This is a genomic window from Arthrobacter sp. 1088, from assembly GCF_031455315.1.
Taxonomy (GTDB): domain Bacteria; phylum Actinomycetota; class Actinomycetes; order Actinomycetales; family Micrococcaceae; genus Arthrobacter.
Genome location: NZ_JAVDSM010000005.1, coordinates 213528 through 227495, shown reverse-complemented (window position 1 = coordinate 227495; position 13968 = coordinate 213528). Strand labels below are relative to the sequence as shown.

General features: G+C 63.2%; 12 protein-coding genes. 6 read left to right on the top strand and 6 right to left on the bottom strand.

Annotation, left to right across the window (positions count from 1 at the left end; all coding sequences use genetic code 11):
- Positions 1–28: 28 nt before the first annotated feature.
- The gene (locus tag J2Y41_RS09770) at positions 29–823 is read right to left on the bottom strand and encodes a hypothetical protein (protein WP_309928256.1); all 795 of its coding nucleotides are present in this window, start codon (positions 821–823) and stop codon (positions 29–31) included.
- Positions 813–1496: a helix-turn-helix domain-containing protein gene (locus J2Y41_RS09765; protein ID WP_309928255.1), complete on the bottom strand. Its 684-nt coding sequence runs from the start codon at positions 1494–1496 to the stop codon at positions 813–815. The genes J2Y41_RS09770 and J2Y41_RS09765 overlap by 11 nt, the downstream gene beginning before the upstream one ends.
- A 162-nt stretch (positions 1497–1658) precedes the next feature.
- On the opposite strand from J2Y41_RS09765, the gene J2Y41_RS09760 reads away from it, so the two are divergent.
- The gene (locus J2Y41_RS09760; RefSeq protein WP_309928254.1) at positions 1659–2891 is read left to right on the top strand and encodes a hypothetical protein; all 1233 of its coding nucleotides are present in this window, start codon (positions 1659–1661) and stop codon (positions 2889–2891) included.
- 29 nt (positions 2892–2920) lie between these two features.
- Here the strand turns inward: J2Y41_RS09760 and J2Y41_RS09755 are convergent, their stop codons facing one another.
- Both J2Y41_RS09755 and J2Y41_RS09750 read right to left on the bottom strand, forming a co-directional pair.
- Positions 2921–3382 carry a hypothetical protein gene (locus tag J2Y41_RS09755; RefSeq protein WP_309928253.1) on the bottom strand — a complete coding sequence of 154 codons (462 nt, stop codon included), beginning with the start codon at positions 3380–3382 and terminating at the stop codon, positions 2921–2923.
- Complete coding sequence (locus J2Y41_RS09750) at positions 3379–5784, bottom strand: nitrate reductase (protein WP_309928251.1); 2406 nt, start codon at positions 5782–5784, stop codon at positions 3379–3381. Before J2Y41_RS09750 ends, J2Y41_RS09755 begins: the two co-directional genes overlap by 4 nt.
- A 250-nt stretch (positions 5785–6034) precedes the next feature.
- Here J2Y41_RS09750 and J2Y41_RS09745 point away from each other — a divergent pair, with 250 nt between their 5' ends.
- From J2Y41_RS09745 to J2Y41_RS09735, 3 genes are all read left to right on the top strand, one after another.
- Positions 6035–6640, top strand: coding sequence for a TasA family protein (locus J2Y41_RS09745; protein ID WP_224094101.1), 606 nt, complete (start codon positions 6035–6037; stop codon positions 6638–6640).
- 187 nt (positions 6641–6827) lie between these two features.
- Entirely contained in the window at positions 6828–7493 is a 666-nt protein-coding gene (locus J2Y41_RS09740) for a signal peptidase I (protein WP_309928250.1), read from the top strand.
- Positions 7486–7908 (top strand): Hpt domain-containing protein, encoded by a 423-nt coding sequence (locus tag J2Y41_RS09735; RefSeq protein ID WP_309928249.1) that lies wholly within the window; start codon positions 7486–7488, stop codon positions 7906–7908. The genes J2Y41_RS09740 and J2Y41_RS09735 overlap by 8 nt, the downstream gene beginning before the upstream one ends.
- Before the next feature lie 13 nt (positions 7909–7921).
- Here the strand turns inward: J2Y41_RS09735 and J2Y41_RS09730 are convergent, their stop codons facing one another.
- A complete protein-coding gene (locus J2Y41_RS09730) occupies positions 7922–9190 on the bottom strand; it encodes an aromatic acid/H+ symport family MFS transporter (protein WP_309928248.1) in 1269 nt (422 codons plus the stop codon).
- A gap of 164 nt (positions 9191–9354) precedes the next feature.
- On the opposite strand from J2Y41_RS09730, the gene J2Y41_RS09725 reads away from it, so the two are divergent.
- Both J2Y41_RS09725 and J2Y41_RS09720 read left to right on the top strand, forming a co-directional pair.
- Entirely contained in the window at positions 9355–10095 is a 741-nt protein-coding gene (locus tag J2Y41_RS09725) for an IclR family transcriptional regulator (protein ID WP_309928247.1), read from the top strand.
- A 110-nt stretch (positions 10096–10205) separates the two neighbouring features.
- Positions 10206–11393 (top strand): 4-hydroxybenzoate 3-monooxygenase, encoded by a 1188-nt coding sequence (locus J2Y41_RS09720; protein ID WP_309928246.1) that lies wholly within the window; start codon positions 10206–10208, stop codon positions 11391–11393.
- A gap of 185 nt (positions 11394–11578) precedes the next feature.
- On the opposite strand, the gene J2Y41_RS09715 is transcribed toward J2Y41_RS09720, so the two are convergent.
- Positions 11579–13927: a DUF222 domain-containing protein gene (locus tag J2Y41_RS09715; RefSeq protein WP_309928244.1), complete on the bottom strand. Its 2349-nt coding sequence runs from the start codon at positions 13925–13927 to the stop codon at positions 11579–11581.
- Positions 13928–13968: the final 41 nt, after the last annotated feature.

Sequence of the window (13968 nt, the reverse complement as noted above, 5' to 3'; positions counted from 1 at the left end):
GCGTTGGGGCCTCCGTCGTCGGCGCTGTCTACCCAAGGCGCCTAACAGGGAGGCGGTCGGGATTGGCACAGAGCACCGCAAGGTTGCTGATTGCCCGTGCCCTATCGCCGGGGTCAAGGACCTTCCAGGATTCATGGTCTGGATCGCCGAGGACCCGGTTGAGCCCAAGAATCCGCGAGCGATCACTGCCTCCCATGTCGGCCACAAGTTCCAAGGGCCCGGTAATTGTTGCCAGGAGTGTTGCTGCGTCATCGAGGTGGCGGCCCCTTTCCCGCGAATCCTCCTGATACGCAGCGCCTTTGAGGACCAGCGCGCCCAGTGCGTTCGGGATGCTTATGGACACCGGACCCCGATGGTCCACGAGGACCCGGCAGTCTACTGTTCGCCGGAGGGCTTGGGTCCCACCCGTCACCTGAAAGACTTTGCGTCCTCCTATACGGGGAACCAATCCGGGTGCAAGATGGTCGGCAACCATGAGGTCGATCTGCTCATTACCGCGAAGGAAACGATGTGCGGGGCTATCGCCATTGATGGATTGCCTGGGCGAGTAACCGAGTGAACGGAGCACTGACGCGACGCCGGGCATGGTTGCCGCACCGGTTTCCATGTGAAGGACGATGTCGACGTCGGTGGTAGGCCGCGAAACAGCGAGACCCGCAACGGCGGAGTGCAGTTGAACCATAAGTCCCCCAACCAGCGTCCACTGATCAGAAGGCAAGGCGCGGGCTAGTTCAGCGCATTGGGGCCATGGCCGGCCCCAGCCACCCGCGGGCGGCGAAGCCTCCCACTGCACTCGTTCCGTCACGCGATGGTCATCGTCCACTAAAAAGCTCCTCCAGAACACGGAGTCCAGCGCTGCGCTCACGGGTGACCGAGGACTCCAACAGGTCCAAGGCAATGGCCGCCAGCGGGACTCCCCCTGTAAACGCCTGGCTGGTGGTGACTTCCCGCAGCACTACGTTGCCCTCCCGATCGTCGATTAGTCCGTACGCTTCCTTAAGTGCACCTGCATCGCCGGACATGACGTAACCATCCACAATTCCCCCGCCACCAGTGAGACCAAAGCTTTGGCCAACGTTCTCGTCCGCCATGGCCGCGGCAGCAGTGGGAAGCACATGGTCCCTTAGCCTTTGGACCACATCGGCCGTCGCTCTATATCGATGCACGCCCGCCCGCTTGCGCGCCAGAATGGGCAATTCAGCAGGTTCCATACGGCTCAGTTTGCGTCGCAGCCGAGAAAGTTGGGTGGAGTCAACCCACTCCACCCCGTTTTCCCCGGAAAGCAGGAGGAGCGCGGTCCAGGCATTCGCCTCAGTCCATGGCCGGCCATGGCGTGTGCCTTCGCGGGCCAATCGCTCCACAGAGGCGGCGTCGAGCAGGATGGCCCGCCCAACGACACCTGAGCTGATCAGTTGCCCAGTGCCGATCAACTTACGGACAGCTACCTGCGTAATGCCCAATCGCGCCGCGGCTTGGGCAGTAGTTACGTGGCTCATGCACTAACGTTCTCTCGAAGAAACGTTAGTGTCAACGGAAGCTCTTCTATCGGAATACTCCCGGTCACAAATCTCCCGCAACAACACGAATGGGGCCGCTCTGGAAAGCTCGGATACGCTGCTTTCGAGTTACACCACATCGCACGCTAAGGGTTATCAACGATGCTCACCTCAGCTGTCGATGGCGCGCCCCGCCGTCGGCCGGGTCCTGCCCCAAAGAAGAATGCAACTGAACTTGGCGCCCTCGGGACAGCATTGGGCGCGTTGGCTTCGGTCGTCCTCGCGGGAGTGCTCGCACTTGTCCTCCACACGCTCGCGCAGCAATCGCCACGGCTCGGCCCTGCGTTCGAGGGCTGGGCTGCATCAGCCACCAACTCCCCTTTCGCAGCGGTCAGGTGGCTCCTTGGCGACATGACTGAGCCCCTGTTCTACAAATCAGAGCTGGCGGCATGCGGATTGCTTGCCGGGGCTTTGTTGGCGTGGTGGGCTGGCCGGCGGGGCAAGACCTGGCCGGGTCAGCTGGCATATGGCACCGGACTGTGGCCGTGGGTGCTGGCCTCGGCGTCGCTTAGCCTGCTGTTGTCCAACGTAGTTTTCGGCCGGATGCTCGACGACGGATGGCAGCCCACGTTCGTGCCTTTCGTCTGCGTGGCCCCGGCAATTGTCCTGATGTATGGACCCGGTTGGCGGACCTGCGTGACCGGAGCTGTACTCGGCGCCTTCACCGTCACGCCGTTGGCGTTGCTGCTGATCCCAACGCTCACTGCGCCGCTGGGACTGCCGCCCGTGGTGGCGAACGTCCTTGCGATGTCCCTGGGATCAGTACTGGCTTTCCTCATCGCCCGGAAATTGCCTTGGCTTGTCCTACGGAAACCGGCTCCGCAGACGCAACCCATCCAGCCGCCGTCGGGCGTTAACCGTGTTCTTACGGACGCAGCGTGGGCGGCGCGCCGGGTCCTCGCCGACTTCACCGAGACCCATTTCTTCGCCAACGAGCTCGCCAGCGCGGGCGTGATCTTTGGCGTCGGGGTGGCATTCGTGCTGAATCCTGCGCTCCCCGGGTACGGTTCCAACCTGGTTCCGCACATCCTGTTTGCGCAGGCCCTCACCTCGGCCATCGGCGTGGTTCTTTGGCGGAGTTGGTACCGCAACGGTGGGTGGGCGGCCACCTACGCGTCACTCGTCTCTGTGGCCCCGGCCGCCGTGCTCGCCTATGACGGCTCGTGGTGGAGCATCATCGGCGGCGCATTGCTTGGAGCGCTGCTGGCCCCTCCCATTGCCAGGGCGATTTCGGCCCAGCTGCCGGAGGGCTTCCATCCGGTCATCGGCAACACCGCGGCCATGGCCATTTCGACGGCGGCTTCGCTCCCGATCCTGGGGCTGCTGCCCCACTAACTTAGCCTGCTGGTGAGTCCTCTACTGACTTAGTCTGCGACCAGAAGCGCCTGCGGCGCTGCCTGCTTCATCCGGGTTTGCAGCCAACTGAGCTGGACTTCCGTCTCTTTGTGGCATTGCGCGACGACGGCGAGCAGCCCGGCGTCGCGAAGTGCGGATCCGGCTTGATTCACCACAGTCCACGTGACGTCAACCAAGCTCGCCAGCAGATACAGGTCCTGCAGGTCGCGAAGGAGGCCGACAGGGCCGCTCCGGGTTTCTGACAAGCCGTCGGCGTGGAGCCGCTCGGGCTCGTGGCCGGATGTGTCCTTCCCGTATCGCTGCACGAGGGGGAGGAGGAGTTCCCCGTGCTTGTCGCATTGCTTGGCCAAAGTCTGGCAGAGGAAATGTATGTCAGGCTCCGAGCCGTGGCCATCAGAGACTTGCCGGAAAGACGTGGCCAGCGTCGCTTCACCCTGATGCAGTAAACCCAGGTAGATGTTGAGGTTCATTGTTGTTGTCCTGCCTGCCTTGAAGCGGTGGTGTTGGGCGCCGGAGCCGGCCCATCACCGTCACGGATTTTCTCTACTTTCACCGCCGCATTCTTGAAAAGCGGTTGCTTTGACACCGGATCCCACTCGGTAATGGTGAGCTCGTTGGCTGCAGTCTTCTGCGAATCCTTGGGAGAATCATCCGGGCTGGAGGGTGCGCTCGAGTCCCAGTATCCATAGTGGAAAGGTGCGAAAACTGTGCCCGGCCGGACGCCACTGACTCGAGCCGGCGCCTCAATCAGACCTCGCCGCGACGATACGCGGACGATGTCGCCCTCCTTGATCCCCAGCGCTGAAGCGTCTTCGACCGAGAGCTCCACCCACATCCGTGGCGCCGCCGCGTTCAGAGTCCTGGAACGTCCCGTCTTGGTCCGTGTGTGGAAGTGATACGCCGTCCGACCGGTTGTGTACCGGAGCGGGTAGTCGTCGTCCGGTTCTTCGTGCGGTGGATGGTACTTGGTTGTTTTGAGCCAGGCGCGGCCCTTGGGCATTTTGGCGCGGTACGGTTCCGGCTCCACTTCGGCCCCCGTCAAGAGGTCGTGACCGTAGTTCTCGCAGTAGTCAGGATCGCTGGGAAAAACCCCGTCCGTATAGAGGCGTGTGGTGCCATCCGGGTTTTGCGCATTGCAGGGCCAAGGGATCCCGCTGCCACCACGGAGTTTCGAGTAACTCAGTCCGGTGTAGTCGCAAGGACGCCCGCGCGAGCATTCTTTCCAAGCTTCGAAGGCGTCCTCCGGACCCTCCCACGTCAACAAGGGCGTGCCGTCCAAGGTGGTGAAGCCCATTCGGTTGGAGTAGTCCAGGAAAATATCCAGATCGCTGCGGGCGTCCCCGGGCGGGTCTACGGCTTTGTCAGAGATATGGACCACGCGCGAAGCGTTGGTGAATGTTCCTGTCTTTTCGCCCCACGCGGCGGCGGGGAGGACGACGTCGGCCAGGCTGGCGGTTTCGGTGTGGTACAGATCCTGCACCACCAGGAACAGTTCCGGCTTGGCCAGGATTGCCCGTATCCGGGGCAGCTCCGGCAGGGAGACCGCAGGGTTCGTAGCTGAGACCCAGAGGAAATTAATGGATCCTTGCTCCGCGTAGCGGAAGATTTGCATGGCATGGGTTGGCGGTGCCCAGTGGGGGATGATCGCGGGATCCACGTTCCACAGGGAGGCCAGTTCTTCAACGTGTTTCGGGTTGTGCCAATTACGGAAGCCCGGGAGGTCGCCGTCGGCCCCGCATTCGCGGTTGTTTTGCGCCGTCGGCTGCCCGTTCATCTGTAGTAGGCCGGCTCCGGGTCGGCCGAGCATGCCGCGCAGCAGATGAAGATTATTGACCTGGCAGGAGGAAGCTGTGGCCTGTGACGATTGGTAGAAGCCCTGTAAAACGGTGGACAGTACCCGATCCGAGGTGCCGAAGATGCGGGCGGCCTTCCTGATGTCGTGGGCGCTGACGCCGCACACCTCGGCAGCAGCCTCGGGCGTCCATTCCTCCACAGTGGATTTCAGCTCGTCGTAGCCGAGTGCGTGTTCCTGGATGTAGCTGGGGTCCTCCCAGCCGTTGTGCAGGACCTCCCGGACCAGGGCGTGCATGAGCGCAAGATTGGTGCCGGGCCGCACCGCCAGGTGCACGTCGGCAAAGCGCGCGGCCTCCGTATGTCTAGGGTCGACGCACACCAGTTTGGGCGGTGTGGGTCCTGAAAGGCGGTCCAGGATGCGAGCCCAGAGGACGGTCTGGGTCTCGGGCATGTTGTGGCCATAAAGGAAAATTGCAGCGCAATTGTCGATGTCCTCGTAGGCGCCTGGCTGTCCGTCTGCTCCGAAGGTTTCCTTGAGCGCGGACGCCGCTGTCGCGGTGCACAGGCGGGTGTTTCCATCCATGTGGGGTGTCCCGATACCAGCCTTCCCAATCACGCCCAGGGCGTAGTACTCCTCAAGGAACAGTTGGCCGCTGGTGTAGAAGCCATGGCTGAGGGGGCCCTTCTCCTTCAAGAGTTGCTTGCTGCGTGCCACGATCCGCTTCATGGCCGTGTCCCAATCAGTTGGGACTAATTCGCCGCCTTCGCGGATCAATGGATGGGTGAGGCGGTCCTTGTTCGAGACGCCTTGCCAGCTTGCGAGGAGTCCTTTCGGCCCAAGGCGTCCCTTGTTGATGCGGTCTTCCGCACGGCCACGAATGCCGACCATGACCCCATCCTTTACGGCAATATCGCAGCCGCAGCCGTTGCTGCACAGCACGCAAGCGGATTGGACCCAATGGTCAACATCGCCCTCAGTGAGGCCTTCCTGAAGGGCGTAATCCACGCGGGAAGGCCACTCTGCTTCTCGCTCAAACGGAGTCCTTGTGCCCCATATATCAGTAATGCGATCCACCATGATCCCACCTCTGTGTTTAGCGTTGAGCCTTCGTTACAGGATTATCAGGTTGCTTATTATCAGTCCAGAGTGCCTGCCAAGGGGTGGGAAACGGAACAAAGAGCCTTGATCTTTTCCTGAGCAAGTGTTGATGGATTGCAGGAGTGGTTCTTGATCCGGGCCCGGCACAGTGGTTCTTGTCAGCCACTCAGGGCCGGCACAGGAAACGGCCGGCCGGCAGCGGTGGCCTCCCGAAAGGACACTGATTCCCATGGCCATCAGCCTCAAGACCACCTCCGGCAAGGTCCTCGCTTCCGTCGCACTGCTCGGCACCGCAGCCGCCGTCGCCGGCATGGGAACCTACGGCGCGTTCACGTCCTCCACCTCGGCCAGCCAGCAAGTCACCGCCGGCACCGTCACCATCGCCCTGGGCACCGGAGCGAACAACACCCTCAACGTCCCCGTCGCGGGCCTGCTGCCCGGAGACAAAGTCGAAAAGCTCGTCACCCTGGCCAACACCGGCAACTCGGACCTGAACAACGTCACCCTCACCACCTCCGCCGGCGCCACCGCCTCACTGCTTACCACCGACGTCACCAACGGCCTGCAGTTGACCATCGAGAACTGCTCCGTCGCCTGGACCGGCGCCGCAGCCCCCTACACCTGCACCGGCACCAAAACCACCGTCATGGCCGCCGCCCCGGTGATCACCGCGAACAAAGTCCTGAACAACCTCACCGCCCTGGCCCCGGCCAAAACCGACTACCTCAAAGTCACCACCGCGTTCCCCACCACCGCGAACGACACCTTCCAAGGCGCCACCAGCACCATCGCCTTCGCCTTCACCGGCACCCAACGCACCGAAACCACCAAGTAACACCACCCCAGCAGCACCACCCAGTTTCAACACAGAGCCCCGCCGGGCCTGGTCGGGCGCCCCCCTGCCCGATCAGGTCCGCCGGTATTTCCTGAGCCAGACTTGAGGATTTCCCGCAGGAAGCCTGAGCCGTATAGCCCAGACTTTCAATCAGAAGATAACCAACACCGGAAGGAACGCCAGGACCATGAGCGCACTGACCAGCATCAGCGGAACCGCACTCAAGGGCCGGCGTTCAGCCGCGGCACTGACGGCGACCGCCGTCGAGACCCCCGCGAAAGCCGCTGCGTTCCGCCATATCGCTGCTAAAACGATGAAATTCCTCGGTTTCGCGATGCTGGCTATGGCGGCCTTGGTTTTCCTCTTCCTGGCAATCGGGCCACGCATCCTGGGCTACCAAACCTCCACCATGCTGACAGGATCGATGGCGCCGTTGATCAACCCGGGTGACGTCGTCGTCACCGTTCCAACGCCAATCGCCGACGTCAAGGTGGGTGACATCATCACCTACCACATTCCCGTGGAAGACCAGCGGGTGGAGACGCATCGCATCACTGAGATCACCACTACGGCCGATGGCGGCGTGGCTGTCCAGACCAAGGGCGACGCGAATAATGGCATCGATCCGTGGATCGCCACCCTGCAGGGCAAAACCGTGGATAAGCAGATCGCGACCATCCCGTACGTCGGGAACGCCATCCGTGCCCTCCGCGAACCACTCGTCCTGAACATCCTGATATACGGTGCGCCCGGCATCCTGGTCATCGGGATGCTCGCCTCCATCTGGAGCAGGGACCCCAACAAATCGACGCCGGAAGACGCCGCGCAGCCACAAGCGGCCAGCCATGACTGAAGAAGCAGACGGTCAGGTTCCGGCTCTGGAACCGTGCAGGTTGCAGGCCTTGGCCGATGAGATGGGAGACCCCACCCCGGCCTTGCGCTTCCTCTCCACTTACCTTTCGATGTTGCCGGGCAGACTATTGAGAATCTCAAACGGCCTCTGCCAACACGACGCCGATGCCAGCATGGACGCCGTGCTGAGCCTCAAGATCTCCTCGGCAATGGTGGGTGCGCTTGAGACAGAGGACCAGTGCAAGGCCATCGAGTCGATGATCCGTGAGGAACACTTCGACTACGCCGTCCAGGCACTCCCGGCGCTCCGGCAATACACCGATCGCTGCTACGCGGCCGGACCGCAACTCTTGGGCAAGGCCCGCGAGTCGCTTCACCCACAGCCCGGAAAGTTGGACGGGCAGCGGAGCACCTAGCGTCGTGCCTCGGTTACCGTTCTCCCGCTGGCACGGGCTCAGGACTTTTGACCTGATGGGGCACCAGGAACAGCGCTGCGACAGCCAAAAGTCCCGCTGCGGCGAACACGTAGAAGCCGGCCGGGTAGGCAATGTTTGCGGCCACCAGGGTTCCAGTCACGGCAGGACCAACGATCGCACCAAGGCGTCCGACGCCGGCAGCGAACCCGAGTGCCGTTCCCCGGAGCCGCGCCGGAAACAGCTGACTGACCCATGCGTAAACCAGAACCTGCGAGCTGAAGACGAAGACGCCAGTGACAAACACCGCGGCGTTGAGCAGGAACTCATTCTGGATCTTCACGCTGAGGATGGCCAGGAACACTGCGGAAAGCCCGAACCACAGCAGCACTATCTTCTTGGTTCCGTGCCGGTCGGCAAGAATTCCGGCCAAAACCAGGCCGGCCACGGCGCCGAGGTTGAGGACCAGCAGCAGCGTCAGGCCCGTGCTCACGGTGTAGCCGGCGGCTGCCATCAACTGCGGCAACCACGTGTTCAAGCCGTAAACCAGCAACAATCCCATGAACGACGCGATGCCAATGCCCACGGCCACCAGCGGATAGGGCTTCTGCAGCAGGTCGCGGAACCCGGTCTTTTGCTTGCCGTCCGTGGAATGCACGACGCCGGTAGCCGCCTTTGTTGTTTCGTCCACCTTCGCGGGTGCTGCTTCAGGAAGTGACTCCGGCAATTTCGCCCACAGGAATGGCAGGAGTGCCAGCCCGGCAACGCCGCCAATGACAAACATGAGGCGCCAGTCAGGGACAACAAGGATGGCCAGGAACGCGGTGGCCACAGCGCCTACGTGGTAGCCGGTCATAGTCCGCGTGGTCGACTTTCCGGCTGAGCCCGCCGGTGCGTAATCGTTCATGTACGCAAGGGCGGCGGGGAGGCAGGCGCCCAGCCCGAGGCCTGCCAGCAGGCGCAGTATGGAGAAGACCGCCACGTTGGGAGCGAACGCGACTCCGATCGTGAAGAGCGAGAAGCCGGCCACGCAGGCAATCAAGAGCTTCCGCCGGCCGAACTTATCGGATAGCGGGGCGATAAAGAGTGCGCCGAGCCCCACGCCTACCAGGGAAATAGTTGCAGCGAAGGTGGCTCCAACGGCATCGAAGCCTATGTCGCCGGTCTTGATGAGCGTGGGGATGACAGACCCCAGGACCACCAGGTCGAAGCCGTCCAAGACCATGGCTAACCAACACAGCCAGACTGGCCATTGTGAGCGGCGGGCAGATGGCATCGTTGGCATAGTGTCCTCGGGAGTTCTCTTTGGGAATGGGATGTGGCCAGCAGAACGGCCGGTCGGTTATGAGAGTTGTATCACCGGCGGGAGTAATCTGAAGCACGTTCTACCATTGAATGGAAGAGGCCCCCGCGGGGTCGGGTAGGGGAGCGGCAGCAAAGGAGCGCATCGTGGCCAACTCAGCATCAGGTGACTCCGTGGTGGATCGCGTAGTCCGGGTCATTGAAGCCTTTCCTGAAGGTGCCCCCTCCCTGCAGCTGACCGAACTCGCCGACAGGTCCGGCCTCCCGTTGTCGTCCGCCCACCGGCTGGTCCGTCAACTCTCCGAGCATGGCCTGCTGGAACTGGGTGCTGGCGGGAACGTTCGGCTGGGCCTCCGATTGTGGGAGCTCGTCAACAGAAATTCGCCCACCCTCGCACTCCGTCAAGCGGCCATGCCCTTCATGGAGGATATTCAGCAAGTCTTGAACCAGAACGTGAACCTGGCAGTCCTTGAGGGCTGGGAGGCGCTGTTTGTGGAGCGGCTTTCGCGCCGAGGATCGGTCGCCAACCGAGCACGCGTCGCCGGACGCATGCCGGTCCACATATCCTCCGCCGGCCTGGCGCTGATGGCACACCAGTCCCGGGAATTGCAGGCGCAGTACCTCGAACAGTTCCAGGACCCGGAAGGAAAGGTGACTTCCGACGTCGTGCGCCACCTGTTGGCTGAGGCCGCGCAGCTGGGCTATGCGCAGCTGGCGGGAGTCGTTGATCCTGACACCTGGGGCATCGCCGTGCCCGTGATGAACGGCAAGAGGCGAGCGGTCGCGGCCCTTGGCGTGGTGGTGCCCTTGGCTGAGATGCGCCTGCAGGCGCTTGTTCCGGCGTTGCAAACCGCTGCCCGGGGAATAGGGCGGCAGCTCAGGGACTAATGTAGAGCTTCCGTTCAACGGAATTCATGTAACACCCGTCACGCACTACCCGCCACACTGATTCCAGACTCATCCCGTCCCGGCGGGACCGCAACGAAGCGAGGAACACCATGGCACGTACAACCGTCACCACTCAAGTCGCCATTATGGGTGCTGGACCCGCAGGGCTCATGCTCTCCCACTTGCTGGCCAAGCAAGGCATCGAATCCGTGGTGGTGGAGGTCCGCAGCCGGGAACAAATCCACCAAACAGTTCGCGCGGGCATCCTGGAACACGGCACCGTAAACCTGCTCGTGGACTCCGGCGTCTCAGACCGGGTGCTGCGCGAAGGTGACCGGCACGATGGCATCGAGTTGCGGTTCAACGGCGAAAGCCACCGCATCAACTTCAAGGAACTGGTGGGTGAATCCGTGTGGCTGTACCCACAAACAGACGTTTTCGCCGACCTCGCTGCGCGACGCGAGGCGGACGACGGCGACGTTCGATACAGCGTCACGGACACCACTGTCCACGATCTCGAGGGCAAACCGAAAATCTGGTTCACCGATTCCGACGGTCAGGAGTTCGAGATCCAGGCCGACTTCCTCGTTGGCGCTGACGGGTCCCGCAGCCACTGCCGCTTCCAGATCCCCGAAGCAAACCGAAAGTGGTTCTTCCACGAATACCCGTTCGCGTGGTTCGGCATCCTGGCCCAAGCTCCACGCAGCTCCGACGAGCTCATCTATGCCAACTCCGAGCATGGTTTCGCCTTGATCAGCCAGAGGACCGAGACAGTGCAGCGCATGTACTTCCAGTGCGATCCCAAGGAAAACGTGGCCGACTGGGACGACGAACGCATCTGGTCCGAGTTCCGCAAACGCGTAAACGGTAATGGCTTTGAGCTCAACGAAGGCCCTGTCCTGGAAAAGATGGTCCTACCGTTCCGGAGCTTCGTCCACACTCCTATGCGCCACGGCAATCTTTTCCTTGCCGGCGATGCAGCACACACCGTCCCGCCCACCGGCGCCAAGGGACTAAACCTCGCGATACACGACGTGAAGGTCTTGTTCGAAGGCTTCGACTCCTTCTATTCCAACGGTTCCACCACACTGCTGGATTCCTACAGCGACCGCGCCCTGGACCGAGTTTGGAAGGCACAGCATTTCTCTTACTGGATGACCTCCATGCTGCATACCGTTCCCGGCGCCGACGACTTTGACCGCGCCCGCCAGCTGGGCGAGCTGCACTCTGTGGTCTCGTCCGAGCACGCCAAGGCATACCTGGCTGAGTCGTACACGGGCTGGCCGACGTCGCGGTAAGGCTTCGTCGCGGCTGGGTCTAGGGTCGCGGGCTCGGCTTATGTCGCAGGCTCAGCTTAGGGTCGAGGCGTAGTTTAGGAGCGCTCGACGGCGGGCGGTCACCCTGTGGCGAGACGGTCACCCTTGTGGCGAGGCCGGTCACCCTTGTGGCGAGGCAGCAGAGCGCAATTGGACGCGGCGGACTCTTATGTTCTGAGGGGTGTGTGGTGGTGGTTGCGTCGGGGTGTTTGTTTGGGGTCGATGTGGGGTGGCGGGATGAACCACGGAACCCCTGTTGTGATGTCGATGCGCCAGTCTTCTTTGTGGATGAGGTGGTGGTGGTGGCTGCAGAGCAGGGTGCCGTTGTTGGTTGACGTGGTGCCGCCGTGTGACCAGTAGGTGATGTGGTGGGCTTCGCACCAGGGGGCGGGCATGGTGCAGTCGGGGAACGCGCAGCCTTGGTCCCGGGCGGTGATGGCTTTGCGGATGTGGGGCGGGAAGATCCGAGTGGTGCGCCCGATGTCCAGGACGCGGGATTCGCTGCCGAGCAGGACGGGGAGGATGTCGGCGTCGCAGGCGATTTTGCGGATGGTGTTGGGGTGCATCGGGCCGGCGAAGGTGGCGGAGCCGGAGCTGAGCCGGGGGTGTTGCGGTCCAGGCCCAGGCCGTGTGGTCTGGGTGGCGGCTGCGCCGGGTGGGGAGGCGGCTGCGCCGTGTGGTGTTGCGGTTGCACCGGGCGGTGTGGCTGCGCCGGGACGGGGGTCTTCCGTTCCAGGCCCAGGTCGTGTGGTCTGGGTGGCGGCTGCGCCGTGTGGTGTGGGGGCTGCGCCGGGCGGGGCGGTGCGGGTGAGTTGTTGGAAGAGGTCGTGGTGGTTGATGGTGACGGTGACTTGGGGGCGGAGTCCGCCGTTGGCTGGCAGTTTCCCGGTGGTCAGTGCCACGCCGCAGGCTCCGACGAGGCCGTCGAGGAGTTTCTGGGCCCGGGAACGCCGGTCCAGGTCCGGCCCCGTTGGTTCGCTCCCGCGGTCACTGCCGTGGACGGTTCCGGGTGCCTGACCGTCGACGTTCCCGTCGACGCTCTCGTTGGTTTCCCCGGTGACGTTGCCTTCGCCGGTGGCTGCGTTGGTTCCGGTGGCTCCGTTGGCTCCGGTGGTGTCGCTGTTTCCGGTGGTGAGTCGGGGGTTGGTGGCGGTGTTCATGGCGGTGGTGAGTGTTTCGTATTGTTCGGTGGTGGCGAAGATTTCCAGGTGGTGCAGTCCGTGGCGGGGTTTGCGGATGAAGGTGCCTTGGAGTTGGCGGAGGATTTCTTCGCTGGGTTCTGGCCCGTCCTGATCGATCAGGTCGTTCCAGCGTTTGGTCATTTTCAGGACGAAGTCGGGGTCGGACCCGGCGGCGGTGCGGGTGAGGGCGTGTTCCATCCGGGTGAGGGTTTCCTCGTCGGTGAGGAGCCGTACTTTATCCAGGGCGGTGCTGATGATGCTCGCTGACCGGGTGGGTATTTGTGTGGATTCGAGGGCTTGGGCCAGGATTTCGCGGCGGGCCGGGATGTGTTGCCCGGCGATACCGGTCCCGGGGAGGACCTGGGAGGCCAGGGCGAGCCGGCGCCGGGCTTCGCTGATGCCGATCCTCAGGCGGGCCCGCAGGAATTCCGCGGCGTTGCGGTAGCCATCATCGGCCACCGCAGCAGCGTCCGCCGCAGCAGCGGCGGATCCAGCAGCAGTATTGAAGCCAGCAGCAACAGCGGATCCAGCAGCAGTATTGAAGCCAGCAGCGGCAGCGGACCCTGCAGCGGTGGCTGTGGCGGTGGCGGGGTTTGGTCCTGTGGGTGCGGGGTTGGTCCAGCCTGTCTGCCATCCAGTGCCCGCCGCGGAGGAGGGCCGTGCCTGCTGGGCTTGGGTGCGGGTCCGTTCCACGGCGTGCGCCGCGATGACCTGCAGGTATTCCACGGTGCGGGCGATCTCCTCCACCCGCCCGGCGAACCCCGCGGCTTCGGCAAAACCGAACCCCGGGGCACTGGCCACGGTGACGGAACGCAGACTTTCCAAGGCCCCAACGCTGTCCGCCAGCGCATCCCCAAGTCCGAGCGCATCCCCAAGTCCCGGCGCATCCCCAAGTCCCAGCGCATCCTCGAGCCCGAGCGCATCCCCAAGCCCCAGCGCACCCTCAAGCCCCGGCGCGCCCTCAATTCCCAAGGAACCGCCCAGTCCTGGGGAAACAGGGCTGACTTCAGGATCGACCCTAATTCCTGAATCGACTTCAACTTCAGGATCGACCCCAGGGCCAGCGAAAGGCAGTGGTTCCAGGCCGTGAACACGCTTGATTTCACCGTCCACTTCACTAAGTGCAGTGAAGGATTTCGGTTCAATGCCGCGAAGCAGCGCCATGGCCCTGAGCTTCTCCGAATCGCCGCCTGCCGCAGCCGCCGCCGTCGGGCCTTCACAGCCGGCCTGGACGCTGGCAGGTGCGGTGTGGCTTCCTCGGGGAAGGCCCCGGGGGCGCATCGCGACGCCAGGCATCGCTGCCCGTCGCGCCATGATTTCCCCAATGCTTCCCATGAATAAACCCTCTCACCAGGGTCTGACATTTTTAGGAAGCA